The sequence below is a fragment of the Pantoea trifolii genome, assembly GCF_024506435.1.
GTDB classification, from domain to species: domain Bacteria; phylum Pseudomonadota; class Gammaproteobacteria; order Enterobacterales; family Enterobacteriaceae; genus Pantoea; species Pantoea trifolii.
Genome location: NZ_JANIET010000001.1, coordinates 1644767 through 1669389 on the forward strand (window position 1 = coordinate 1644767; position 24623 = coordinate 1669389).

Consider the following 24623-nt stretch of genomic DNA (forward strand, 5'->3'; position numbering starts at 1 on the left):
ACGCCGATAACAATCACATGCCTCGGGCGTTCACCGCCCGCGCAATCGCACTGATGACTGCCAGCCCGGTTAACGGGAAATTAAGGAACCGAGATGTCCAGCATAATTAACTCAGCGATGAGTGGGCTGAGCGCCGCACAGGCTGCATTAAGCACCACCAGTAATAACATCAGCAATTACACGGTAGCGGGCTATTCGCGTCAGACGGCGATTCTGTCGCAGTCGAACAGCACCCTACAGGGCAACAGCTATTACGGCAACGGTGTGACGCTCTCCGGCGTGCAACGTGAGTATGACGAGTTCATCACCGCTCAGCTACGCGGCTCCAGCGCTAACTACAGCGCCGTGAATACGCAGTACAACCAAATCTCGAACATTGATGACCTGCTGTCGACGTCGACCACCAGCTTGTCGACCTCAATCCAAAGCTTCTTCACCAACGTGCAGAACGTGGTGAGTAACGCCAATGACCCGTCGGCGCGTCAGTCAATGCTGAGCTATGCACAAGGTCTGGTGAATCAGTTCCAGACCACGGCGCAATATCTCAATAATATGCAGAACAGCGTTAACACCGATATCGCCTCGAACGTCGACCAAATCAATACCTTCACCAGCCAGATTGCCGACCTGAACAGCCAGATCGCCAAGCTGACCACCGGCGGTGGCGCGGCGCCGAACAATTTGCTGGATCAGCGCGATCAGTTGGTGAATAGCCTGAACAATGTGGTGGGCGTTAACGTATCCCAGCAAGATGGTAGCTATATCGTCTCAATGGGCAGCGTGACCTTGGTGAACGGTAAAAACTCGACCAGTTTGGTGGCGATGCCGTCCAGCAGCGATTCAACACGTACCACTGTCGGCTATGTTGATAAGCAGGCGGGTAACGTTGAGATCCCTGAGAAGACGTTAACCACCGGTTCCCTTGGTGGTTTGCTGGCGTTCCGCACGCAGGATCTGGATACCGCGCAAAATCAGCTCGGCCAGTTAGCTGCGGCGTTCACTACAAGTTTCAATACCGTGCACAGCGAAGGCTATGACAGCAACGGCGATCAGGGCGGTAACTTCTTTAATATCGGTTCGCCAACCGTGGTGGGTAACAGCAAAAACACCTCAGCGGCTACCGTTACGGCTGCATGGTCAGACACCAGCGCGATGAAAGCGTCTAACTACACCGTAAGTTATGACGGCAGTAATTGGTCGGTGACCCGCATGTCTGACAACGTGAAGTTTAGCGTTACGCCAGATGCGACTGACGGCACCCTTAACTTTGATGGTCTGAAACTGACGGTGAGCACCTCACCCGCGCCAAACGCTAAAGACAGTTTCCTTGTCAAACCGGTACAGAACGTCATTGCCGGTATGTCGGTGGCGATCACCGATGAGTCTGAAATTGCTGCGGCATCCAGTGCAACCAGCGGTGAAAGTGACAACCGTAATGCGCAGAAATTATTGGATCTGCAGGACAGTAAATTGGTGAATGGTAATGCGACCATTGCCCAAGCTTATGCCAGTATTGTTAGCACCGTTGGTAACAAAACCAGCACATTGAAAACTGCCAGCACTACGCAAGAAAACGTGGTGACTCAGTTAAGCGATCGTCAGCAGTCAGTGTCAGGGGTCAACCTTGATGAAGAATACGCTAACCTGACTAAGTATCAGCAGTTCTATATGGCGAACGCGCAAGTGCTGCAAACGGCGGGTACCATTTTTAATGCGCTGATGGGCATCCGCAGCTAAGCATAGAGGATAAAACCATGCGTCTTAGTACCAATATGATTTTCAACCAGCAGGTACGCGGAATTACGGATTCGCAAGCCTCGTGGTTAAAAGTAGGCGACCAACTGGCAACAGGGAAACGCGTGAGCAATCCCTCGGATGATCCTATTGCAGCGTCACGCGCGGTAGTGCTATCTCAGTCCCAGGCTAAAAGCACTCAATATGCTACGGCGCGCAGTTTTGCCGATCAAAGTTTGTCGATGGAAGAGAATTCACTCTCAAGCGTGACCAGCAGTATCCAGGATGCGCAGACCATGATCGTGTATGGTTCTACCGGTACGCTGAGTGACGATGACCGCGCATCGATTGCCACTAAACTTGAAGGTATTCGCTCACAATTACTCAATCAGGCCAACAGCCGTGATGGTAACGGTCGTTACATTTTTGCTGGCTATCAAACGGATGTCGCGCCTTTCAGCGATGCGGGTGCGCCGGCAGGTGTCTCTTACGTCGGCGGCGCTGAAGCCATTACGCAGAAGGTCGATGATGGTCGTACGATGGCGGTGAGTAGCACGGGCTCATCAGTGTTTATGTCAATAACCAGCAACTCTAAAGTTGAGCCCGATGGCACGCCTAGTGAAACCAATCTGTTTAAGATGCTGGATAGCGCCATTGCGGCATTAAAAACGCCGCAGGATGATGCTGATGCTGCAACCAAGCAGGTTTTTCAGGATGCGATGGATAAATCCAACCGTGGCTTGAGTAACTCATTAAACAACGTGCTGGCAGTGCGTTCAGCGGTGGGTTCACAGTTGGCGGAACTGGATACGCTGGATGCACAAGGTGATGATCGTGACACCATTATGGCGACGCAAATGACGGATTTGGTGCAGGTTGATTATACGCAGGCCATATCGAGCTATACCATGCAACAAACAGCCTTGCAGGCGTCGTACAAGACGTTTACCGATATGTCGAAACTTTCTTTATTTCAGCTTAATTCGTAATTGACCTGAACCTTTGAGCGTACTTTAACCGGGTGCGCTTAGTTTCTCCCACCGCCTTTCGGGGCCGTGGGATTTTTTTTGCCTGTTATTCCTGGCGCCATTTATGGCGGTCGCAGGCAATAAAAAACCCCGGACTGGCCGGGGTTTGATGTCGACTGACTTGCTAGAGGTTACGCGCTTTCCGGACGGGTTGCCGGTGCGGTTGCCTGGTGCGTCGCGCTGTGACCACCAGCAGAGCCGCGACCTTCGAAACCAAACGCTGGACGGACCCAGTCGCTATTGCGAACCGGTTCAGGTTCCCACGCCGGTGCCGGTGCTTTGGTCATCGGTGCAGTTGCGTGATGTTTAAAGCGCGTCTCAACCGTGGTCACTGCGGTATCACGTGCCGCAACCGGCGCATGAGGTTCCGTGACCGGTGTGACTTCGGCTTCAGCCGCAACTGGCGCAGCCAGCACGTCTTCAACCTGAGCTTCCACTGCTGGCGAAACATCAGCTGGCGCCTGTTCAACAACCGCAGCCACTTCGCTAACTGCTTCTTCAGGTTTCGCTTCTTCAACAACAACGGCCGGTTCCGCTTCAGCTGCGGTTTCCTGAGCAACCTGTTCATCAGCAGCGGGAATTACGGCTGGCTCTTCGTTAACAGGCGCGGCAATTGGCGAGACGTCATCAGTATTCACCACTGGCACATCGGTATGTGCTTGTGGTTCAGCCTGATGCACCACTTCTTCAGTAGCAACCTGCTCAACGGCCGGTTCAACAGCAGCCGGCTGAGTTTCTGCATCAGCGGCTTGCTGGTAGCCGTAATCCGTCACTTCATGCATCGCATCTTGCGTGCTGTACTCTTCCTGCGCTTGCGCAACCGGGTAAGAGATCCACACTTTGCCTGACGCCATTTCTGGAGAGGCAGCAGCCGATTCCAGCGGCATTGCTGACTGCGTTGGGTAACGCTCGTCACGATAACGACGACGACGCTGGCCACTCACGCGCAGGTGACGCGGTGAACGACGTGAACGGCGCGGCATATTGGCGCTATCACGGTTATCGCTATCATCTTGCTCGTCATTGCTGGCTTCAGGATGTTCGTTGTACTGAGCGCGCGGCGCAGTTTCAATGGCGGCTTCGTGCACCACTGGCGTTTCGGCAGCAATTTCAGTGGTGTCGCCCACACGCACGCGCTGTGACAGCTGACGCTGCTTACGACGCGGCATTACCTGAACGCGTTCTTCTTCCTGCTCGACGTTTTCGTTAACGACAGGAGCCTGAACAACCGGCTCAGCGGCTTTCTGATCCTGCTGCTGATTGCGCTTCTCTTCCTGACGACGACGCTGGCGATCGGCACGTTGTTCGCGGCGCTGTTGCTGCTGCTCATCACGTTGCTCAAGCGCTTCATCGCTCAGGACCGGACGCGCTTCACGCGGCTCGTTCTGACGCTTGTTGCGACGATTGTCCTGATTGTCACGCGGTTCACGGGCTTCACGTGGCTCACGTGCTTCACGCGGCTCGCGCGGTTCACGACCTTCGCGCACCTGACCATTCTCGCCATTACGCGGAGTACGTTCGCGACGGTTGTTGCGGCGATTGTTATTGTTGCGACGTTCGCCACGTTGCTGGGTATTTTCAGATTCAGCAGCAACAACGGCTGGGGATTCTTGTTTAGTTTCAGCAGGAGCCGCAGCTGGTGCATCACCGGCAAACAGTTTCTTCAATCCGCTCAGCAGGCGTGCCACGAAGCCGGTGTTAGTCACCGCTGGTGCTGCAACAGCAGGCTTGGTTTTCACTTCTGCTGCAGGCTGAGACTCTTTCACCACTTCAACCGGCGCAGGCGGCGCATCAGGCATCGCGAAGGCGGCCAATGCTGGCTGCTCCGGACGACGACGCTCAGCATGCTCTTCTTCAGAAGGCAGCGCCATTTCCGCTTCGTGCAGTTTCGGCAAGTGATAGCTCAGCGTTTGTGTCTCTTCGCCGGTGCGAACACGGAGTACCGAATAGTGTGGCGTTTCCATCTGATCGTTTGGCACGATGATGGCACGCACACCGCCCTGGCGTTTTTCGATGGCGCTTACGGCATCACGCTTTTCGTTCAGCAGGTAAGAGGCGACCTGAACCGGAACAATCGCATGCACTTCTTTGGTGTTGTCTTTCAGCGCTTCTTCTTCAATCAGACGCAGAATAGACAGCGACAGTGATTCGTTATCACGGATGGTGCCGGTACCGCTGCAGCGAGGGCAGACGTGATGGCTGGATTCACCCAGTGACGGGCTCAGACGCTGACGCGACATCTCCAGCAAACCGAAGCGTGAAATGTGGCTGATCTGAATACGCGCACGATCCTGACGCACCGCTTCACGCAGACGGTTTTCCACCGCGCGCTGGTGGCGCACTGGCGTCATGTCGATGAAGTCGATAACGATCAGGCCGCCGAGATCGCGCAGACGCAATTGGCGAGCAATCTCATCGGCCGCTTCCAGGTTGGTGTTATAGGCAGTTTCTTCGATATCACCACCGCGAGTAGCGCGTGCGGAGTTGATATCAATCGCCGTCAGGGCCTCGGTGCTATCGATAACAATCGATCCGCCTGATGGCAGACGCACTTCACGCTGGAAGGCTGATTCAATCTGCGATTCGATTTGGTAGTGGCTGAACAGCGGGATTTCACCGGTGTACAGTTTGATTTTGCTGCTGAAGTCTGGACGACCCAGTGCAGCAATGTGCTGACGAGCCAGTTCCAGGACTTTTGGATTATCGATAAGGATTTCACCGATATCCTGACGCAGATAGTCGCGGAAGGCGCGCACGATAACGTTGCTTTCCTGATGGATCAGGAAAGGCGCCGGGCGGCTGTCTGCGGCTTTCTTAATGGCTTCCCAGTGCTTCATACGGAAGCTGAGATCCCACTGCAGTGATTCGGCAGATTTGCCTACGCCCGCAGTGCGAACGATTAATCCCATGCCGTCTGGAAGTTCCAGTGCGGAAAGTGCTTCTTTTAATTCGGTACGATCGTCGCCCTCAATGCGGCGTGAAATACCACCAGCACGTGGGTTGTTCGGCATCAATACCAGATAGCTACCGGCCAGAGAAATAAAGGTAGTCAGTGCTGCACCTTTATTACCGCGTTCCTCTTTATCAATTTGAACGATAACTTCCTGACCTTCACGCAGCACATCTTTGATATTCGGACGACCATGTGCGTTGTAATTGGCGGGGAAGTATTCGCGGGAAATTTCTTTCAGAGGGAGGAAACCGTGACGTTCTGCACCGTAATCAACAAATGCAGCTTCAAGGCTGGGTTCAACGCGGGTGATTTTACCTTTGTATATGTTGGCTTTTTTCTGTTCGTGTCCAGGACTTTCAATATCCAGATCGTACAGACGTTGTCCATCAACCAGGGCAACGCGCAACTCCTCCTGCTGAGTTGCGTTAATTAACATTCTTTTCATCGTGACTTACTCGTTATTCTCACATGAGTGATCTAGCTGCGGGCATCGTTACCCTGGACGAGAATCAACCGATGGCCCCGTGTCTTAATGCACTGACGTCAACCTCACGGTTGTCGGCGGCTAAAGGGGCGCAAATCTTGTCGGTGGCCTGTTTTTCATAAGGAAATCCAGCGCCTGAAGGTGGAAATGTTACAGAGTATTCAAAAATCCACACATCCTGGTCTGTCGTCCAGGCCGCAACCCGCAGCCCGCTAAGTGCCTGATTTAACATTACGTCTTACGCCATTGCTGCGTGTCCGTTCAATCCGGCAAAATGACTTATTTCGCTCTTTATCCTGCCTGAATCTCTCCAGGGCAGAAACCCCTGCATTATTCCATTGCTAACCAACATTAAGCAAGGCGACTTTTGCCAAGCTGAGAAGTTTATTCGTCCATAACCTGTTCATTTGCAGGGCTAATCATCGCATCGCTGAAAATGTCGCCATTTTCACCGTTTCATCACGCGACAAAGAGAGAGTTAAGCACAGAAAAAGGGGTGGCGCTATCCAGGGACACTAATTAGAATCGCCGCCATGAAAACAGAGAATCCCGGCGTACAGTATGTCGCCATCACGGCTGAAAATGCCGGACAACGAATTGATAACTTTTTGCGCACCCAGCTCAAGGGGGTGCCGAAAAGCATGATTTATCGCATTTTGCGTAAAGGTGAAGTGCGGGTGAATAAAAAGCGCGTTAAACCGGAATATAAGCTGGAGGATGGCGACGAGCTGCGTATTCCGCCGGTGCGGGTTGCCGAGCGCGAAGAGAATACGGTTTCACCGAAGCTGGATAAAGTCGCGGCGCTCACCAATGCCATTCTCTATGAAGATGATTACCTGATGGTGCTGAATAAGCCGTCGGGCACGGCGGTGCACGGCGGCAGCGGATTAAGTTTCGGCGTGATTGAAGGGCTGCGTGCGTTGCGTCCGGAAGCGCGATTCCTTGAGTTAGTCCATCGCCTCGATCGTGATACTTCCGGCATCCTGCTGGTGGCGAAGAAGCGTTCTGCGTTGCGCTCTCTGCATGAGCAGCTGCGCGAAAAAGGCATGCAGAAGGATTATCTGGCGCTAGTGCGCGGTGACTGGCCGTCGCATCTGAAAGTCGTGCAGGCACCGCTGCTGAAAAACATTTTGCAGAGCGGCGAGCGTGTGGTGCGCGTGAGTGCGGAAGGCAAGCCTTCTGAGACACGCTTTAAAGTCGAAGAGCGCTTCGGTTTCGCGACCTTGGTGAAAGCCAGTCCGGTGACCGGCCGTACGCACCAGATTCGTGTGCATACGCTGCACGGCGGCCATCCAATCGCCTTTGACGATCGTTACGGTGACCGCGACTTTGATGCGCAATTGGGTTCGACGGGCTTATCGCGTCTGTTCCTGCATGCTGCAGCGTTGACCTTTACCCATCCCAACACCGGAGAAGTGCTGCGGATGGAAGCGCCACTGGATGGCGCACTCAAGAATTGCCTCGCCAAACTGCGTCAGAAAAAAGACTGATTATCCGGGCATCAACATAACGCGTTGATGCCCACCTTTCTTAGCATTTCATCCAGCGCAATCAGCGGTAAACCAATCAAGGTATTGGGATCGCGACCTTCCAGCCTGTCAAATAAACAAATCCCCAAACCTTCGCTTTTGAAACTGCCAGCGCACTGCAGCGGCTTTTCTTTATCAACGTAGCCCCGAATCTCTTCAGCACTCAATTCGCGGAAATGCACGATAAAGGGTTCGCAAATGACCGATTGTTTGCCGCTCTGCGGTTGCAATAGCGCCAGACCGGTATAAAAGGTGATGGTGTTGCCGCTGGCGGCTGCGAGTTGCTGGCAGGCTTTCTCCACCGTATGCGGTTTACCGGTTATCTCGCCATTCAGCACGCAAACCTGATCGGACCCGATTATCCAGCTGTCTGGGTAACGTGCTGCCAGCGCCTCCGTTTTGGCTAAGGCCAGACGCTGCACCAGCTCGGGAGCCGATTCATGCGGCAGCGGGGATTCGTTGCAATCCGGGGCGGCGGTAATAAAAGGCAGGCCCAGTTTGCTCATCAGCGCCTGACGAAAAGGGGAGGTTGAGGCTAAAACCAAAGGTGTCGTCATTTTTTTTCAGAATAGATAGCGTAAACATGACAGTCATTTTAAACTATGCGCCGCACTGGATGCGACTAACGGGTGAAAGATGCCGTAAACCGGCCTTTTTCTTTGACTCTATGACGTTACAAAGTTAATATGCGCGCCCTATGCAAAAGGTAAAATTACCCCTGACGCTCGATCCGGTCCGCGCCGCGCAAAAACGCCTTGATTATCATGGTGTTTATGCACCTGAATTGGTGGCGCGCTTGGCCGAAACGGTCGTGAGTGTGGACAGTGAAGTTGAATGCGATATGTCGTTTGCGGTTGATAACCAGCGCCTCGCCGTTCTGCAAGGAACAGCCGAAGTGCAGGTGACTCTGTCATGTCAACGCTGCAACCAGTCGTTTCCACGTCATGTTCACGTAAGCTATTGCTTCAGTCCTGTCTCTTCTGATGAGCAGGCCGAGGCACTACCGGAAGCCTACGAGCCAGTTGATGTCAATGATTTTGGTGAGATCGACTTGCTGGCAGTGATCGAAGATGAGCTCATCCTCGCGCTGCCCGTGGTTCCGGTGCATGATTCTGAACACTGTGAAGTGTCCGACGCGGACATGGTGTTTGGTCAACTGCCTCCAGAGGCAGAAAAACCAAATCCCTTTGCCGTATTAGCCAGTTTAAAGCGTAAGTAATAGGAGTAAGGTCCATGGCCGTACAACAGAATAAACCAACCCGTTCTAAGCGTGGTATGCGTCGTTCACACGATGCTCTGACCACTGCTGCTCTGTCAGTAGATAAAGTTTCTGGCGAAACTCATCTGCGTCACCATATCACTGCGGATGGTTACTACCGCGGTCGCAAGGTTATCACCAAGTAATCCTCGCGATTACACAAGGCGATACCTTGACACGTTTGACCCTGGCAGTTGATGCCATGGGCGGGGACTTCGGTCCTTGCGTGACAGTGCCTGCAGCCTTGCAGGCACTGGCCTCTCATTCGGAGCTGGTTCTTCTTCTGGTCGGCGATCCCGACATCATCTCGTCATTTCTTGCCAAAGCGGATTCCTCGTTACAGAGGCGTGTGCAGGTTATTCCTGCCGAATCGGTTATTGCAAGTGATGCCAAACCTTCTCAGGCGATTCGTAACAGCCGCGGCAGTTCAATGCGTGTGGCGTTAGAGTTGGTGAAAGAGGGTAAAGCACAAGGCTGTGTCAGTGCGGGAAATACCGGTGCGCTGATGGGGCTGGCGAAAATGTTATTAAAACCGCTGGATGGCATTGAGCGTCCGGCGTTAATGACGGTGTTGCCACATCAGCAGCATGGCAAAACGGTGGTGCTGGATCTCGGCGCTAACGTTGAATCTGACAGCGCTATGCTGGTGCAGTTTGCGATCATGGGCGCTGTAATGGCCGAAGAAGTGCTGGAGATCGCCCAGCCGCGTGTGGCGCTGCTGAATATTGGTCAGGAAGAGACCAAAGGGTTAGAAACAATCCGCGCCGCATCTGCGGTGCTGCGAGCGTCACCGCAAATCAACTATATTGGATACCTTGAGGGGAACGATCTCCTCACCGGCAAGACGGATGTGCTGGTTTGTGATGGCTTCGTTGGTAACGTCACGTTGAAGACCATGGAAGGCGTGGTAAGAATGTTCCTCTCTCTGATCAAATCGTCAGAGGAAGGAAAAAAACGGGCCTGGTGGCTAACATTGCTGGGGCGCTGGATTCAAAAGCGTCTGGCAAAGCGTTTCGGCCATCTCAACCCCGACCAGTACAATGGCGCTTGTCTGTTAGGATTGCGCGGGACAGTGATCAAAAGCCACGGTGCGGCGAATCAACGTGCATTTGCCGTGGCGATAGAGCAGGCAGAGCAGACGGTGCGAAAGCAAGTCCCAGAGAGGATTGCGGCGCGCCTTGACACTGTATTAGCCAGGAGTGACAAAGCGTAGATGTTTACCAAAATTATCGGTACGGGCAGCTATTTGCCTGAGCAGATTCGCTCCAATGCGGATCTGGAAAAAATGGTCGAGACGACGGACGAGTGGATTGTCACCCGTACCGGCATCCGTGAGCGTCGTATTGCCGCTCCGGATGAAACCGTTGCTACTATGGGCTTCACCGCAGCACAGCGCGCGCTGGAAATGGCGGGTGTGAATGCGAGCGACGTTGGCCTGATCATTGTGGCAACCACCTCTTCCAGCCATGCCTTCCCTAGTTCAGCGTGCATGATCCAGCAGATGCTGGAGATCAACGATTGCGCTGCCTTCGATTTGGCCGCTGCCTGTGCGGGCTTCACCTATGCACTGAGCGTTGCCGATCAATACATCAAAAATGGTGTGGTAAAACATGCGCTGGTGATCGGTGCAGACGTGCTGGCACGTACGCTCGATCCTAACGATCGTGGCACTATCATTCTGTTTGGTGATGGCGCGGGCGCGGTGGTACTAAGCCAGAGTGAAGAGCCTGGCATCCTTTCTACCCATCTGCACGCCGACGGCCGTTACAGCAAACTGCTGACGCTGCCGTATCAGGATCGTGCCCATCAGGATGAGCCTGCTTATCTGACGATGGCGGGCAACGAAGTCTTCAAAGTGGCCGTGACTGAACTGGCGCACATTGTTGATGAAACTCTGCAAGCCAACAATCTTGATCGTGAAATGCTCGACTGGCTGGTGCCGCATCAGGCGAACCTGCGCATTATTAGCGCAACCGCCAAAAAGCTCGGCATGGGCATGGATAAAGTTGTCGTCACGCTGGATCGTCACGGTAATACCTCGGCCGCGTCAGTGCCAAGTGCACTGGACGAAGCGGTGCGCGATGGTCGTATCAAGCCGGGACAACTGATTCTGCTGGAAGCCTTTGGTGGTGGTTTCACCTGGGGTTCTGCGCTGGTTCGCTTTTGATTGACAGGAACGAAAGATGACGCAATTTGCTTATGTTTTCCCAGGACAGGGATCGCAGACCGTCGGCATGTTAGCCGAGCTGGCTGCTGAAAACCCGCAGGTTGAAGCCACTTTCCGTGAAGCTTCTGATGCGCTGGGTTATGACTTATGGCAGCTGGTCCAGCAAGGACCGGCTGAAGAATTGAATAAAACCTGGCAGACGCAGCCTGCGTTGCTGGCGGCTTCTGTTGCTATCTATCGCGTATTGCAGAGCAAAAATGCGGTGCAGCCAACCATGATGGCCGGCCACAGCCTCGGTGAATACTCGGCGTTGGTTTGTGCCGGTGTGCTGAATTTCGCAGACGCCATTAAACTGGTTGAACTGCGTGGCAAACTGATGCAGGAAGCGGTACCAGAAGGTACTGGCGCCATGCAGGCGATTATCGGTCTGGATGATGCATCCATCCGCAAAGCTTGCGAAGAAAGTGCACAAGGTCAGGTGGTTTCACCGGTTAACTTTAACTCGCCGGGCCAGGTGGTTATCGCTGGCAACAAAGAAGCGGTTGAGCGTGCGGGTGCAGCTTGTAAAGCTGCCGGTGCCAAACGTGCACTGCCGCTGCCAGTCAGCGTGCCATCACACTGTGCGTTGATGAAGCCTGCTGCCGATAAATTGGCGGTGGCGCTCGAAGCGATCACCTTCAATGCGCCTGCGGTGCCGGTGGTAAATAACGTCGACGTGAAGTGTGAAACTGAAGCTGCTGCGATTCGAAGCGCATTGGTTCGTCAGCTGTATAGCCCGGTGCGCTGGACCGAATCGGTCGAGTTTATTGCTGCGCAGGGCGTTGAACAGCTGCTGGAAGTCGGTCCAGGTAAAGTCCTGACCGGTCTGACCAAACGTATTGTGGATAGCCTGAGTGCTGCTGCGGTGAACGATTCTGCTTCACTGAGTGCTGCACTTTCACAGGAATAAGAGGAAAAACATGAGCTTTGAAGGTAAAGTAGCGCTGGTTACCGGTGCAAGCCGTGGAATTGGTCGCGCCATTGCGGAAACGCTGGCTGCGCGCGGTGCCAAAGTGGTGGGAACCGCCACCAGTGCAAGCGGTGCGGAAGCAATCAGTGCGTACCTCGGCGACAAGGGCAAAGGCCTGCTGCTGAACGTCACTGATGCCGCCTCAATTGAGAGCGTCCTCGAACAAGTTCGCGCCGAATTTGGCGAAGTGGACATTTTAGTCAATAATGCAGGCATTACGCGTGACAATCTGTTGATGCGCATGAAAGACGATGAGTGGGCGGATATCCTTGATACCAACCTGACATCTGTCTTCCGTCTTTCTAAGGCGGTTATGCGTGCCATGATGAAAAAACGCGTGGGCCGTATCATTACCATCGGTTCTGTAGTTGGGACCATGGGTAACGCGGGTCAGGCAAACTATGCGGCAGCAAAAGCAGGTTTGATTGGCTTTAGCAAATCACTGGCGCGAGAAATTGCGTCACGTGGCATTACTGTAAACGTCGTGGCTCCGGGCTTTATTGAGACGGACATGACGCGTGCACTGAACGAAGATCAACGTTCGGGTATTTTGGCAGAAGTGCCAGCAGGTCGTTTAGGTGACCCGCAGGAGATTGCCAATGCTGTTGCATTCTTAGCCTCTGACGAAGCAGCCTACATCACGGGTGAGACGCTTCATGTCAATGGCGGCATGTACATGGTCTGATAATCACGAAAACATTTGCTTTATCTGCGGTAAACACCGCAGAATAACGCAAAATCGTGGTTCGACCAGCCGGGATTTTGTTGCATCTTTTTCAACATTTTATACACTACGAAAACCATCGCGAAAGCGAGTTTTGATAGGAAATTAAATAGTATGAGCGATATCGAACAACGCGTTAAGAAAATCGTAGCTGAGCAGCTGGGTGTTAAAGAAGACGAAGTGATTAACACTGCTTCTTTCGTTGAAGACCTTGGTGCAGATTCTCTTGACACCGTTGAGCTGGTAATGGCTCTGGAAGAAGAGTTTGATACTGAAATTCCAGACGAAGAAGCTGAGAAAATCACTACCGTTCAGGCAGCGATCGATTACATCAATAGCCACAACGGCTAATGAATATCTTCAGGCGGTCACCTCGACCGCCTGAGTTTTATGTTTGCCCCACATAGCGTTATTTTTTCCCTCCCTGGAGGACGTGCGTGTCTAAGCGTCGTGTAGTTGTGACTGGTCTTGGCATGTTGTCTCCTGTCGGCAATACCGTAGAGTCTACCTGGAGTGCTCTCCTTGCCGGTCAGAGCGGCATTAGCCTGATCGACCATTTTGATACTAGTGCCTATGCAACGCGTTTTGCGGGCTTAGTAAGAGATTTTAATTGCGATGATTTCATCTCGCGCAAAGATCAGCGCAAGATGGATGACTTCATCCAATACGGCATCGTTGCAGGCATTCAGGCTATGGCAGACTCCGGTCTGGTCGTAACCGATGAGAATGCTGGTCGCATTGGTGCGGCAATCGGTTCTGGTATTGGCGGACTGGGTTTAATCGAAGATAACCACAGCTCGCTGGTCAACGGTGGACCGCGCAAAATCAGCCCATTCTTTGTGCCTTCTACCATCGTCAACATGGTTGCAGGTCACCTCACCATCATGTACGGCCTGAAAGGTCCAAGCATCTCGATCGCAACTGCCTGTACGTCTGGTGTGCACAACATTGGTCATGCGGCGCGTATCATTGCGTATAACGATGCTGATGTGATGCTGGCCGGTGGTGCGGAGAAAGCCAGTACGCCATTAGGCGTTGGTGGTTTTGGTGCTGCTCGTGCGCTCTCCACGCGTAATGACAATCCTCAGGCGGCAAGCCGTCCGTGGGATAAAGATCGTGACGGTTTCGTGTTGGGTGACGGTGCTGGCATTATCGTATTGGAAGAATACGAACACGCGAAGAAACGTGGTGCGAAGATTTATGCTGAGATCATTGGTTTTGGCATGAGCAGCGATGCTTACCACATGACGTCACCTCCGGAAGACGGTTCAGGTGCAGCAGCAGCGATGGTTAACGCGCTGCGTGACGCGCAGCTGAACGCTGAGCAGATTGGTTATGTCAACGCGCACGGCACTTCGACGCCCGCCGGTGACAAAGCGGAAGCGCAGGCGGTGAAATCGGTGTTTGGTGCGGCGGCTCACAGTGTGATGGTCAGCTCAACTAAGTCGATGACTGGCCACCTGTTGGGCGCTGCGGGCGCGGTAGAAGCGATTTATTCGATTCTGGCGCTGCGCGACCAGGCGATTCCACCAACCATCAACCTCGACAATCCTGACGAAGGTTGCGATCTGGACTTCGTGCCGCATACGGCGCGCCAGGTCAGCGGACTGGAGTACACCTTGTGTAACTCCTTTGGATTTGGCGGCACTAACGGCTCGCTGATCTTCCGCAAGGTTTAATCGCTCCTCAGCCATACAGAGGCCCGCATTGCGGGCCTTTTTTATATTTTCTACCGGGCTAATCAAGGCGGCCAACATGTGGATAAACGGCATACCGCAAACCGCGCTTTCAACACGCGATCGCGCAGTGCAATTTGGTGATGGCTGCTTTACCACTGCTGCAGTGATCAACGGCCATATTGTTATGCTGGATGCGCATCTGCAGCGGCTGAAAGAGGGTTGCGCACGGTTATTGATGGATGCGCCTGATTTAGCTCAACTCGCCGCAGAAATGCATCACGCCGCTGCGCAACAAACGCAGGCAGTGCTCAAGGTGATTTTGACACCGGGCGCAGGTGGACGTGGTTATAGCCGCGCAGGCTGCCAAACACCGACGCGCATTATTTCGCTCTCGCCGTGGCCACAGCATTACGCTACGTTGCAACAGCAGGGCGCTGTGCTGCACACCAGCCCAATACGCCTGGGACGCAATCCATTGCTGGCCGGCGTAAAGCACCTGAATCGCCTTGAGCAGGTGCTGATTCGCCAGCATCTTGACCAGACGGGCGGCGACGAGGCGCTGGTGCTTGACACTAACGGGACGGTGGTGGAATGCTGTGCGGCCAATTTATTCTGGCGCAAAGGCAATATCGTCTTTACGCCGCGGCTTGAGCAGGCTGGCGTGGATGGCATTATGCGTCGTTATCTGATGGCGCAGATGGCCGCGAATGGCCAGACTTGTCAGCTGATTGATGGCAGCAGGGACGATGTGTTGAACGCCGATGAAGTGGTGATGTGCAACGCCCTGATGCCCGTTTTACCCGTGCGACAAATTGACGACGTTTCGTTTACCGCACGCTCGCTGTATCAGCAACTGCGCGCCAGTTGCCCGACGATGGAAGCATCATGACTCGAATGAAAAAAATTCTCGCAGGCGTTGTGGTAGTCGCAGGACTCGCCGCCGCCTTTAGTTATTGGCAGATTGAACGTTTAGCCGATACGCCCTTAACACTGCAGCAGGAAACCATTTACACCTTGCCCGCTGGCAGCGGTCGCGTGGTACTGGAAGCGCAACTGGAAAGTCAGCACATCATTCCGCAAAGCATCTGGTTTGGCCCGTTACTGAAGCTTGAACCGGAACTGGCGCGTTTCAAAGCCGGTACCTATCGCCTGGAAACCGGCATGACGGTACGACAGTTGCTGCAATTGCTGGCCAGCGGTAAAGAAGCGCAGTTCCCGGTGCGTTTTATTGAAGGTTCGCGTCTTACCGAGTGGTTAGCCGAGCTACGCAAAGCGCCATACCTGAAACACACGCTGACCGACGATCAACTTACCACCGTTGCCGCTGCGCTCAAACTTGACGTGAGCCAACTGGAAGGCAGTTTCTACCCTGATACGTATCTCTACACCGCCAATACCAGCGATGTGGCGCTACTGGAACGTGCCCATGCGCGCATGAACAAGCTGGTTGATGAGATTTGGCAGGGACGCGTGGAAAATCTGCCTTACAAGAAAGAGCAGGACATGGTCACCATGGCGTCGATCATTGAGAAAGAGACTGGCGTGAGCGAAGAGCGCGCGCGCGTGGCGTCGGTATTTATCAATCGCCTGCGTACCGGGATGAAACTGCAAACCGATCCCACGGTGATTTACGGTATGGGCGACAGCTATACCGGCACGCTAACCCGTAAAAATCTGGAAACGCCAACCGACTATAACACCTACACCATTAGCGGTTTGCCGCCGGGACCGATCGCGATGCCGGGCCGTGCTTCACTGGAAGCGGCTGCACATCCGGAAAAAACCAATTACCTCTATTTTGTCGCGGATGGCAAAGGTGGACACACCTTTACCACCAATCTGGCCAGCCACAACAAAGCGGTACAGGTTTACCGGCTGGCAATGAAGGAAAAAAATGAAAAGTAAGTTTATCGTCATTGAAGGCCTGGAAGGTGCAGGCAAAACCACTGCGCGTGATGCGCTGGTTGCTGTGCTGCATGAGCACGGCATTCATGATGTCGTCTTCACGCGCGAGCCGGGCGGTACGCCGCTGGCAGAACAATTGCGCGTGTTGGTCAAGCAGGGCATTGATGGCGAGCAGGTGACCGATAAAGCTGAGCTGCTAATGCTGTACGCGGCACGCGTGCAGCTGGTTGAGAACGTGATCAAACCGGCGCTGGCACGCGGTGCCTGGGTAATCGGCGATCGTCACGATCTATCTTCGCAAGCCTATCAGGGCGGTGGACGCGGTCTGGATGCGCAGCTGATGACCACGCTGCGCGATGCAGTGCTGGGCGATTTCCGTCCCGATCTCACACTCTATCTCGACGTTACGCCAGAAATTGGCCTGCAACGCGCCCGCGCACGCGGTGAGCTAGATCGCATCGAGCAGGAATCATTGCGATTTTTCGAGCGCACGCGTGAACGCTATCTGGCTTTGGCCGCTCAGGATCCCTCAATCCTGACCATTGATGCGACGCAAAATATTGCAGGCGTGACATTGTCACTTCAAGGCGCCTTGCGTAACTGGTTGGCAGGCCAATCCGCATGAACTGGTATCCGTGGCTGAACCAGCCTTATCGACAAATCATCGCCCGCCATCAAAGTGGCCAGGCGCATCACGCCTTGCTGGTGCAGGCCATTGAGGGCATGGGTGACGATGCGTTGATCTGGGGCGTAAGTCGTTGGTTGATGTGCTTGCAGCCGGAAGGATTAAAAAGCTGCGGCCACTGCCATGGCTGCCAGTTGATGCAGGCGCACACGCACCCGGATTGGTATCGCCTTGAAGCCGAAAAGGGGAAATCCTCACTCGGTATTGATGCGGTGCGCGACGTCACTGAAAAGCTGTATCACTTCGCCCAGCAGGGCGGCGCAAAAATCGTTTGGTTGCCCGATGCGGCGCAGCTCACGGAAGCTGCCGCCAACGCACTATTGAAGACGCTGGAAGAGCCGCCGGCGAATTGCTGGTTTTTCCTCAGCGTGCGCGAACCTTCGCGCCTGCTGGCGACGCTGCGCAGTCGCTGCATGACGTGGCATCTCTCGCCGCCAGAAGAAGCACATAGCCTGCAATGGCTGCAGAAGCAGCAACCGCAGCCGCAAGAGAAGCTGCGCGCCGCCTTGCGTTTGAGTAATGGCGCACCCGCTGCTGCCTTGACGCTGCTGCAGCCGGAGCGCTGGCAGGCGCGTGAAACGCTGTGCGAAACGCTGATCAAAGCGCTTAACGGCGATGTGCTGCAGCTGTTACCTGCGCTGAACAGCGAAGATGTGTCCGAACGCCTCAGCTGGCTGATTTCGCTGCTGGTGGATGCGATGAAAGTGCAACAGGGCGCCCGTCAGTGGCTGAGCAACGGCGATCGTCCGTATGTGGTCACGCAGTTGGCGCAAAGAATGAATAGCAGTGCGCTCAACAGCAGCGCGCAGCAATGGATGCAGTGCCGCGAACAGCTGTTACATGTCGCCGCACTCAACCGAGAATTAATGTTGACCGATCGTTTACTCGCCTGGGGACGTTTACTGACTCCGGCAACGGTCGGCTAAGCGAAAAGAGAGCTCTATGTTTATTGTCGATTCCCACTGCCATCTTGATGGCCTCGATTATGAAAAACACCATCGCGATCTGGATGATGTCATCGCCAAAGCGGCGGCGCGCGATGTGAAGTTTATGCTGGCAATTGCCACCACCTTGCCGGATTACTACAAAATCAAACAGCTAGTAGGCGATCGTGAAAATGTCGCGCTGGCCTGTGGCGTGCATCCGCTCAATCAGGAAGCGCCGTACGACGTCGAAGAGTTCCGCCGTCTGGCTGCCGAGGATCGCGTAGTGGCGCTGGGCGAAACCGGGTTGGATTACTTCTATCAGCAGGAAACCAAAGCGCAGCAGCAAGCCTCGTTTCGTGAGCACATTCGCACTGGTATCGCACTGAATAAACCGATCATTGTGCACACGCGTGATGCGCGTGAAGACACGTTGGCGATTCTGCGCGAAGAGCAGGTGGAGAAGTGCGGCGGCGTGCTGCACTGTTTTACCGAAGATAAAGAAACCGCAGCGAAACTGCTGGATCTCGGTTTTTATATCTCTTTCTCAGGCATTCTGACTTTCCGCAACGCCGAACAAATTCGCGATGCGGCGCGCTATGTGCCGATTGATCGCATGCTGGTAGAAACCGATTCGCCGTATCTGGCGCCGGTACCGCACCGTGGCAAAGAGAATCAGCCAGCGTTTACGCGTGATGTGGCAGATTATATGGCGGTATTAAAAGGCGTGGATATCGATACCCTCGCCGCTGCCACCACTGAAAACTTCTCCCGCCTGTTCCACATCCCGATGAGTCGTCTCGGCGGCTAACCGCTTTATTTCAAACGCTGTAATTAATCAAAAATCACCCAACTGCACTGCGTCTGACTGGACGCAGTGCAGTGATTTATTGCTGTTTATTAGTGCAAGTCAGTAAGAAATGACTGAAAGGAAGGGGTCACACTTAGCGAAATGTGATGGCCGTCAATTTAACAATTAGCGATTTATTTTACTCTTCGTAATAAATCAAAAGACGCTCAGCGTCACCCCGGCGAAGGATCCTCCCCCTAAGCCATGCGCACTGCGCAAAAAATTGCACTCATACTCAGGAGTTTCTATGTTCAAGAACGCATTTGCGAACCTGCAGAAAGTAGGTAAATCGCTGATGTTGCCGGTATCGGTTCTGCCGATTGCCGGTATTTTGTTAGGTGTTGGTTCAGCAAACTTCAGCTGGCTGCCGGAAGTGGTTTCCCACGTCATGGCCGAAGCGGGTGGTTCGGTGTTTGCCAATATGCCGCTGATCTTTGCAATCGGTGTGGCGCTTGGCTTTACCAATAACGATGGCGTGTCTGCGCTGGCGGCTGTGGTTGCTTACGGCATCATGGTGAAAACCATGGCGGTGGTTGCGCCATTGGTACTGCATATGCCTGCCGGAGAAATCGAGGCCAAGCATCTTGCCGATACCGGTGTGCTCGGCGGGATCATCGCCGGTTCTATCGCGGCGTATATGTTTAACCGCTTCTACCGCATCAAACTGCCTGAATATCTCGGCTTCTTTGCCGGCAAGCGCTTTGTCCCAATCATCTCTGGTCTGGCCGCGATTTTCACCGGTGTGGTGCTGTCATTCATTTGGCCGCCAATCGGTACCGCAATTCAGGACTTCTCACAGTGGGCTGCGTACCAAAACCCCGTCGTCGCCTTTGGCCTTTACGGTCTGATTGAGCGTTCACTGGTGCCGTTTGGTCTGCACCATATCTGGAACGTACCTTTCCAGATGCAGATTGGTGAGTTCACCAATGCCGCAGGTCAGGTTTTCCACGGTGATATTCCACGTTACATGGCGGGCGACCCAACGGCAGGCAAACTGTCAGGCGGCTTCCTGTTCAAAATGTACGGTCTGCCAGCAGCAGCGATTGCGATTTGGCATACCGCCAAACCAGAAAACCGCGCCAAAGTGGGCGGTATTATGATCTCCGCCGCGCTGACCTCGTTCCTGACCGGTATTACCGAGCCAATCGAGTTCGCTTTCATGTTCGTGGCGCCGATTCTGTATGTGATCCACGCGATTCTGGCGGGCCTGGCCTTCCCAATCTGTATCTTGCTGGGTATGCGTGATGGCACCAGCTTCTCACACGGTCTGATCGACTTTATCGTGCTGAGCGGCAACAGCAGCAAAATCTGGCTGTTCCCGATTGTAGGTATCATCTACGGCCTGATTTACTACACCGTGTTCCGTTTCCTGATTGTGAAACTGAATCTGAAAACCCCTGGCCGTGAGGACACCGCAATGGAGCAGAGCAGCGCAACCGGCAGCGAAATGGCGGGCAAACTGGTTACCGCGTTTGGTGGTAAAGAGAACATCACTAACCTTGATGCCTGTATCACGCGTCTGCGTGTGAGCGTGGCGGATGTCGGCAAGGTTGATCAGGCTGAACTGAAAAGCCTTGGCGCACGTGGTGTGGTAGTAGCAGGTTCAGGCGTTCAGGCGATCTTCGGTACCAAGTCCGATAACCTGAAAACTGAAATGGATGACTATATCCGCAGCATGTAACGAGAAAGTGTGGGCAGAGCCGGTGCGATGAAGCGGCGTCAGATCGTAAAGACGCCATAAACCATCCCTGGGGCTCGGCCCAAGCCATCCCTGGCTTGGGACGCTTTACTCCTCTGCCGCCGCTTCATCGCACTTCACTTTCGGTGCGTAAAAATGCCCTCAAATGAGGGCATTTTTTATTTATAAATAAACCCGCAAATACTCCGTCAAACACAGCAGCGCCATCGCCTGACCATACGGCATCGAGGTGAGCGGTATCTGGCGGTAATACTCCAGATCGTTGCCCATCGCCGTTCCGAACGACACCTGCTTCAGTTCCCCATCCTCATCGATATTACCGATCACGCCACGCAATGCTTTCTCCGCCAGCGGCAAATACGCGGGCGAGAGGTAGTGTTTGCGCACCGCTTTAAGAATGCCATAGGCGAAACCGGCGGTGGCGGAGGCTTCAGGATAGCTGTTGGGATCGTCGAGCAAGGTGTGCCACAAACCGCTGCTGTGCTGACAGGTGCTCAGCGCCTTCACCTGGCTCTCCAGCACCTGCTGCAGGAAACGCCGCGTGGCATGCTGTTCCGGCCAGTTCATCATCTCGAGGAAATCAGGAATAACGATAGTCAGCCAGCTGTTGCCGCGCGCCCAACGTGCGTTGGCGAAGTTGTGCCGCCCATCAAACGTCCAGCCGTGGAACCACAAACCGGTTTGGCGATCCATTAAATATTGGGTATGAATCAGGAACTGATAGCTGGCTTCTTCGACAAACTCGGGACGATTCAGCAGCTGACCAATCTTCGCCAGCGCCATCACGCTCATCATCAAGGTGTCATCCCACAGCTGCTGGGTGTTTTCGTTGTTGTAGACGATGTGCTGCAGGCCGCCTTGCTCGGTGCGCGGCATCTCATACATCACCCATTCAGCCCAACGCTCCAGCACCGGCCGCCATGCGGCATTTTGCGTCTCTTCATAGCGATACGCCAGCGTCAGGAACGGACAAACGGTATTGACGTTCTTGGTTGGCGTGCCTTCTGCCAGCCGCGTGCTGAACCAGTCATCGATGATCTTCAGCGTCTCTTGATCGCCGGTTTGCTGATAGTAGTGCAGCATGCCGTACAGGCCGATGCCGTGTGTCCATTCCCAACCGGCCCAGCCTTTGGTATCGATCACGCGGCCATCATCGAGGCGCAGCAAAAACTCACCGCTGTGATCGGTAATATTCACCAGATTATGGGTTAGCCGCTGAATCAACTGCACCAGCTCAGTACGTGGCAACAGATATTCAGGCTGGCGCAGTAACGCGCTGTGCTTCACAGGAAATACAGTCATGGTTCATTCCTATCGTTAATCAGGGTAGAGAGAGAAGGTAAAGATCGTGGCTGAGTCGGCAGCGGCGGTGCGGCCGCTTTGTGACGGTTGAGATACCCGACGTTGTTATTGCCCCACAGATTTTCATACGGCATACCCGCCAGCATTTCGACCACTTCACGCGCTTGCGGCGTAATGCGTTCCGGCACCACGCGTCCGGCTTCGCGCATTTTCAATGTCTCTTCGCGCAACACCGTGTGGGTTTGCAGGTTGAGCTTGAAGCGCAGTGAAATAATGAAGCCGCAGGCCAGCACGCAAAGTGTGCCCACGCTGAGGATCGCCAGAATGGTATGGCCGACAGCCGGGACTTGTGTGGCCTTGCCGGAAGAGAAGCCCGCCAGCTGCAACACGATACCGACGAACATCACCGCACCTGCTTGTGAGGCTTTGCGCGTCAGCGTCATGATGCCGGCAAAAATGCCTTCGCGACGCTGGCCGGTAATCACTTCATCGACGTCAGCGATATAAGTGTAAGTATTCCACGGCACATAGTTGATGCCACCGCGACCAAGACCAGCAAGGCCAGAAATCAGTACCAGCAGGGCGAAGTTGTCGTTCATGCCGGTGTACCACAATCCGGCGTAGGAGAGGGCGCTCAGACCAAACAGCACCACCACCATACGATAGGCAGGCGCAGGTCCTAGTCGGATACACAGCGGAATCATCGCCATCACCGCAATAAACTGCATCACCGCCATGGTGCCCATCAGGTTGGAGGCGATCTGCGCGCTTTGCATCAGCACAAACACCACATACCAGGTAAACACCGCGTTAAACACGTCCTGCGCGATATAGCCGCCGAGATACATGCCAAGATGCTGGCGGAAAATACGAATGCGCAGCGTTGAGGCCAGCTCGGTGTAGAGGCGTTTCAGGCTCTGCAGCAAAGTTAGCTGTGATTTTTCCTGCTCTGCGCGGCGTGATTCGGCAGAGAAATCGTTGGGATCGCGCTCCCAGGTAAACAGCCACACCAGCGTTAACACCAGCGCACAAATCACCGAGAACACCAGGCTGGCGTAGAAGAAGGAGATCGGATTATCTTTGCCAAACCAGCCAATCAGCACGCCCGGCAGGAACGCCGCCAGAATGGCCGACAGCTGCGCCAAACCAATACGCGCGCCAGAGAAACGGGTTTTCTGTTTGAAATCATCGGTCATCTCCGGCACCAGCGTTTCATAGGGCACCAGAATCATGGTGTAGACCATATCGAACAGCAGATAAGTCAGCAGATACCACCAGAAACTCATGTCGCCAACCCACATCAGGCTGTAGCTGAACACGCACGGAATGCCGAGCAGAATGAAGAATTTGCGGCGGCCAAAGCGCTTGCCGAGCCAGGTCGAACCAAAGTTGTCGGTCAGGAAACCCATTAGCGGGCTCACTACCGCATCCAGCACGCGAGCGGCAGCAAAAATAAAGGTCGCCTGAATCGGCGAGAGCCCACAAAAGGTGGTGTAAAAGTAGAGCAGCCAGGCGGCGGTTAACGCCGTGGTGCCTGCACCGAGGAAATCCCCGGACCCATAGGCCAGATAATGGCCCAGGCCAATCTTACGAGAGCGCATGGCAGGTTCTCCTTGAATTAGTCGGTAAACACATCCCTCATCACTCCGTACAACTTGCTCGGATTGGATTGAAAGTAGAGCGGCTTAAGCGTGCAAACCTTCGTGATTTCGCAATGACTTTCTTGTGGATGGCAAAATCACAAAGAAAATGGCGAGATATCTCTAATTTATAAAACAGCGTTTCATTTTTGTGGTTAATGAGATGTTGGAAATGCGAGTTGCAGCACAATGTGTGGCGAAGGGAGAAAACGGCGTAAAGGCAGTCATTTAATACAGGAAATGTGGTCCTGAGGTTGAAAGAAATGGAATTCCTCACGCATACTGCCTGACTGAACTCAGGCTTAAGGAAATGCACCATGGCTGAAGAAACCATTTTCAGTAAAATCATCCGTCGCGAGATCCCCGCCGACGTGGTTTATCAGGACGAACTGGTCACCGCCTTCCGTGATATCGCGCCCAAAGCGCCTACCCATATTCTGATCATCACCAACGTATTGATTCCCACCGCCAACGATGTGCAGGCCGCACACGAGCAGGCGCTGGGCCGGATGATCACCGTGGCCGCCAAAATTGCCCGTGATGAAGGCATTGCCGAAGATGGCTACCGTCTGATCATGAACTGCAATAGTCATGGCGGTCAGGAGGTTTATCACATCCATATGCATTTGGTCGGCGGTCAGCCGCTGGGCCCAATGTTGGCCATCTAACTCAGGCGGACAAATTGATGCGTCAATGGCTGAGTGGCTTGCTGTTGCTGACCCTTGCCGGTTGCAGCAGCGATAAGCCGATGATTAATACCTCGCAGTCGCTGGTAATGGAATCGTCTGTATTATCCGCGGGCATTATTACCGATGATCCGAAGTTGACCGAACAAGATGGTCAGCAGCGTGCCATGAGCGTGTTGTACAACCAGCGGGAAACGCCGGTGAAGGTGAACTATCGTTTCTATTGGTACGACGACAAAGGATTGGAAATCACGCCGGAAGAGCCAGCGCAGAGCCAAATTGTCCCGGCGCACGGCAGCGTAGAAGTGGCCTCACAAATGGGCAATCCGACCGCCAGTAAGGTGCGTCTCTATCTTTATCTTTGAGGA

The 24623-nt window shown here is 54.0% G+C and carries 24 protein-coding genes; 19 read left to right on the forward strand and 5 right to left on the reverse strand.

What is annotated here, in order from left to right; all coding sequences use genetic code 11:
* Positions 1–93: 93 nt before the first annotated feature.
* Positions 94–1737: a flagellar hook-associated protein FlgK gene (gene flgK / locus NQH49_RS07625; RefSeq protein ID WP_256696192.1), complete on the forward strand. Its 1644-nt coding sequence runs from the start codon at positions 94–96 to the stop codon at positions 1735–1737.
* Positions 1738–1754: 17 nt separating this feature from the next.
* Positions 1755–2723, forward strand: a complete 969-nt coding sequence (gene flgL / locus NQH49_RS07630; RefSeq protein ID WP_256696193.1) for a flagellar hook-associated protein FlgL — start codon at positions 1755–1757, stop codon at positions 2721–2723.
* A 170-nt stretch (positions 2724–2893) separates the two neighbouring features.
* Here flgL and rne read toward each other — a convergent pair whose 3' ends face one another.
* Together rne and NQH49_RS07640 are read right to left on the reverse strand one after the other, a co-directional pair.
* Positions 2894–6160: a ribonuclease E gene (gene rne, locus NQH49_RS07635; protein WP_256696194.1), complete on the reverse strand. Its 3267-nt coding sequence runs from the start codon at positions 6158–6160 to the stop codon at positions 2894–2896.
* A 64-nt stretch (positions 6161–6224) separates the two neighbouring features.
* Positions 6225–6431: a hypothetical protein gene (locus tag NQH49_RS07640; RefSeq protein ID WP_101760841.1), complete on the reverse strand. Its 207-nt coding sequence runs from the start codon at positions 6429–6431 to the stop codon at positions 6225–6227.
* Between the two features lie 301 nt (positions 6432–6732).
* Here NQH49_RS07640 and rluC point away from each other — a divergent pair, with 301 nt between their 5' ends.
* Positions 6733–7689: a 23S rRNA pseudouridine(955/2504/2580) synthase RluC gene (rluC, locus tag NQH49_RS07645; RefSeq protein WP_256696195.1), complete on the forward strand. Its 957-nt coding sequence runs from the start codon at positions 6733–6735 to the stop codon at positions 7687–7689.
* Between the two features lie 11 nt (positions 7690–7700).
* Here the strand turns inward: rluC and NQH49_RS07650 are convergent, their stop codons facing one another.
* Complete coding sequence (locus NQH49_RS07650; protein WP_256696196.1) at positions 7701–8285, reverse strand: Maf family protein; 585 nt, start codon at positions 8283–8285, stop codon at positions 7701–7703.
* A gap of 140 nt (positions 8286–8425) precedes the next feature.
* Here NQH49_RS07650 and yceD point away from each other — a divergent pair, with 140 nt between their 5' ends.
* The 14 genes from yceD to ptsG all read left to right on the forward strand — a co-directional run bounded on the left by yceD (position 8426) and on the right by ptsG (position 20609).
* Positions 8426–8947 carry a 23S rRNA accumulation protein YceD gene (gene yceD / locus NQH49_RS07655; protein WP_007885785.1) on the forward strand — a complete coding sequence of 174 codons (522 nt, stop codon included), beginning with the start codon at positions 8426–8428 and terminating at the stop codon, positions 8945–8947.
* 14 nt (positions 8948–8961) lie between these two features.
* Positions 8962–9132, forward strand: coding sequence for a 50S ribosomal protein L32 (gene rpmF / locus NQH49_RS07660; protein WP_007885783.1), 171 nt, complete (start codon positions 8962–8964; stop codon positions 9130–9132).
* Positions 9133–9158: 26 nt separating this feature from the next.
* Positions 9159–10199, forward strand: a complete 1041-nt coding sequence (gene plsX / locus NQH49_RS07665; RefSeq protein ID WP_256696197.1) for a phosphate acyltransferase PlsX — start codon at positions 9159–9161, stop codon at positions 10197–10199.
* Positions 10200–11153 (forward strand): beta-ketoacyl-ACP synthase III, encoded by a 954-nt coding sequence (locus NQH49_RS07670; protein WP_256696198.1) that lies wholly within the window; start codon positions 10200–10202, stop codon positions 11151–11153. It abuts the gene before it with no gap.
* A gap of 16 nt (positions 11154–11169) precedes the next feature.
* Entirely contained in the window at positions 11170–12102 is a 933-nt protein-coding gene (fabD, locus tag NQH49_RS07675) for an ACP S-malonyltransferase (RefSeq protein ID WP_179451266.1), read from the forward strand.
* 10 nt (positions 12103–12112) lie between these two features.
* Entirely contained in the window at positions 12113–12847 is a 735-nt protein-coding gene (gene fabG / locus NQH49_RS07680; RefSeq protein ID WP_007885776.1) for a 3-oxoacyl-ACP reductase FabG, read from the forward strand.
* A gap of 153 nt (positions 12848–13000) precedes the next feature.
* Positions 13001–13237, forward strand: a complete 237-nt coding sequence (gene acpP, locus NQH49_RS07685) for an acyl carrier protein (protein ID WP_256696199.1) — start codon at positions 13001–13003, stop codon at positions 13235–13237.
* Between the two features lie 86 nt (positions 13238–13323).
* The gene (gene fabF / locus NQH49_RS07690) at positions 13324–14565 is read left to right on the forward strand and encodes a beta-ketoacyl-ACP synthase II (RefSeq protein ID WP_008103061.1); all 1242 of its coding nucleotides are present in this window, start codon (positions 13324–13326) and stop codon (positions 14563–14565) included.
* A gap of 76 nt (positions 14566–14641) precedes the next feature.
* Complete coding sequence (pabC, locus tag NQH49_RS07695; RefSeq protein ID WP_256696200.1) at positions 14642–15454, forward strand: aminodeoxychorismate lyase; 813 nt, start codon at positions 14642–14644, stop codon at positions 15452–15454.
* Positions 15451–16470, forward strand: a complete 1020-nt coding sequence (gene mltG / locus NQH49_RS07700; protein WP_256696201.1) for an endolytic transglycosylase MltG — start codon at positions 15451–15453, stop codon at positions 16468–16470. Before pabC ends, mltG begins: the two co-directional genes overlap by 4 nt.
* Positions 16460–17095, forward strand: coding sequence for a dTMP kinase (gene tmk, locus NQH49_RS07705; protein WP_256696202.1), 636 nt, complete (start codon positions 16460–16462; stop codon positions 17093–17095). The genes mltG and tmk overlap by 11 nt, the downstream gene beginning before the upstream one ends.
* Positions 17092–18081, forward strand: coding sequence for a DNA polymerase III subunit delta' (holB, locus tag NQH49_RS07710; protein WP_256696203.1), 990 nt, complete (start codon positions 17092–17094; stop codon positions 18079–18081). Before tmk ends, holB begins: the two co-directional genes overlap by 4 nt.
* 16 nt (positions 18082–18097) lie before the next feature.
* Entirely contained in the window at positions 18098–18889 is a 792-nt protein-coding gene (locus tag NQH49_RS07715) for a metal-dependent hydrolase (protein ID WP_256696204.1), read from the forward strand.
* A 286-nt stretch (positions 18890–19175) separates the two neighbouring features.
* Positions 19176–20609, forward strand: coding sequence for a PTS glucose transporter subunit IIBC (gene ptsG / locus NQH49_RS07720; protein ID WP_008103049.1), 1434 nt, complete (start codon positions 19176–19178; stop codon positions 20607–20609).
* 180 nt (positions 20610–20789) lie between these two features.
* Here ptsG and bglB read toward each other — a convergent pair whose 3' ends face one another.
* Positions 20790–21929: a beta-galactosidase BglB gene (gene bglB / locus NQH49_RS07725; RefSeq protein ID WP_256696205.1), complete on the reverse strand. Its 1140-nt coding sequence runs from the start codon at positions 21927–21929 to the stop codon at positions 20790–20792.
* The gene (locus tag NQH49_RS07730; protein WP_256696206.1) at positions 21926–23530 is read right to left on the reverse strand and encodes an MFS transporter; all 1605 of its coding nucleotides are present in this window, start codon (positions 23528–23530) and stop codon (positions 21926–21928) included. Before NQH49_RS07730 ends, bglB begins: the two co-directional genes overlap by 4 nt.
* A gap of 356 nt (positions 23531–23886) precedes the next feature.
* Here NQH49_RS07730 and hinT point away from each other — a divergent pair, with 356 nt between their 5' ends.
* Complete coding sequence (gene hinT, locus NQH49_RS07735) at positions 23887–24237, forward strand: purine nucleoside phosphoramidase (protein WP_256696207.1); 351 nt, start codon at positions 23887–23889, stop codon at positions 24235–24237.
* Between the two features lie 17 nt (positions 24238–24254).
* Positions 24255–24620 (forward strand): YcfL family putative periplasmic lipoprotein, encoded by a 366-nt coding sequence (locus tag NQH49_RS07740; protein ID WP_256696208.1) that lies wholly within the window; start codon positions 24255–24257, stop codon positions 24618–24620.
* Positions 24621–24623 lie beyond the last annotated feature (3 nt).

What these genes read in the sequence shown, in the direction of transcription:
- flgK (WP_256696192.1), top strand. Translation starts at nt 94, where the DNA reads ATGTCCAGCATAATTAACTCAGCGATGAGTGGGCTGAGCGCCGCACAG.
- flgL (WP_256696193.1), top strand. Translation starts at nt 1,755, where the DNA reads ATGCGTCTTAGTACCAATATGATTTTCAACCAGCAGGTACGCGGAATT.
- rne (WP_256696194.1), bottom strand. Translation starts at nt 6,160, where the DNA reads ATGAAAAGAATGTTAATTAACGCAACTCAGCAGGAGGAGTTGCGCGTT.
- NQH49_RS07640 (WP_101760841.1), bottom strand. Translation starts at nt 6,431, where the DNA reads ATGTTAAATCAGGCACTTAGCGGGCTGCGGGTTGCGGCCTGGACGACA.
- rluC (WP_256696195.1), top strand. Translation starts at nt 6,733, where the DNA reads ATGAAAACAGAGAATCCCGGCGTACAGTATGTCGCCATCACGGCTGAA.
- NQH49_RS07650 (WP_256696196.1), bottom strand. Translation starts at nt 8,285, where the DNA reads ATGACGACACCTTTGGTTTTAGCCTCAACCTCCCCTTTTCGTCAGGCG.
- yceD (WP_007885785.1), top strand. Translation starts at nt 8,426, where the DNA reads ATGCAAAAGGTAAAATTACCCCTGACGCTCGATCCGGTCCGCGCCGCG.
- rpmF (WP_007885783.1), top strand. Translation starts at nt 8,962, where the DNA reads ATGGCCGTACAACAGAATAAACCAACCCGTTCTAAGCGTGGTATGCGT.
- NQH49_RS07670 (WP_256696198.1), top strand. Translation starts at nt 10,200, where the DNA reads ATGTTTACCAAAATTATCGGTACGGGCAGCTATTTGCCTGAGCAGATT.
- fabD (WP_179451266.1), top strand. Translation starts at nt 11,170, where the DNA reads ATGACGCAATTTGCTTATGTTTTCCCAGGACAGGGATCGCAGACCGTC.
- fabG (WP_007885776.1), top strand. Translation starts at nt 12,113, where the DNA reads ATGAGCTTTGAAGGTAAAGTAGCGCTGGTTACCGGTGCAAGCCGTGGA.
- acpP (WP_256696199.1), top strand. Translation starts at nt 13,001, where the DNA reads ATGAGCGATATCGAACAACGCGTTAAGAAAATCGTAGCTGAGCAGCTG.
- pabC (WP_256696200.1), top strand. Translation starts at nt 14,642, where the DNA reads ATGTGGATAAACGGCATACCGCAAACCGCGCTTTCAACACGCGATCGC.
- mltG (WP_256696201.1), top strand. Translation starts at nt 15,451, where the DNA reads ATGACTCGAATGAAAAAAATTCTCGCAGGCGTTGTGGTAGTCGCAGGA.
- tmk (WP_256696202.1), top strand. Translation starts at nt 16,460, where the DNA reads ATGAAAAGTAAGTTTATCGTCATTGAAGGCCTGGAAGGTGCAGGCAAA.
- holB (WP_256696203.1), top strand. Translation starts at nt 17,092, where the DNA reads ATGAACTGGTATCCGTGGCTGAACCAGCCTTATCGACAAATCATCGCC.
- NQH49_RS07715 (WP_256696204.1), top strand. Translation starts at nt 18,098, where the DNA reads ATGTTTATTGTCGATTCCCACTGCCATCTTGATGGCCTCGATTATGAA.
- ptsG (WP_008103049.1), top strand. Translation starts at nt 19,176, where the DNA reads ATGTTCAAGAACGCATTTGCGAACCTGCAGAAAGTAGGTAAATCGCTG.
- bglB (WP_256696205.1), bottom strand. Translation starts at nt 21,929, where the DNA reads ATGACTGTATTTCCTGTGAAGCACAGCGCGTTACTGCGCCAGCCTGAA.
- NQH49_RS07730 (WP_256696206.1), bottom strand. Translation starts at nt 23,530, where the DNA reads ATGCGCTCTCGTAAGATTGGCCTGGGCCATTATCTGGCCTATGGGTCC.
- hinT (WP_256696207.1), top strand. Translation starts at nt 23,887, where the DNA reads ATGGCTGAAGAAACCATTTTCAGTAAAATCATCCGTCGCGAGATCCCC.
- NQH49_RS07740 (WP_256696208.1), top strand. Translation starts at nt 24,255, where the DNA reads ATGCGTCAATGGCTGAGTGGCTTGCTGTTGCTGACCCTTGCCGGTTGC.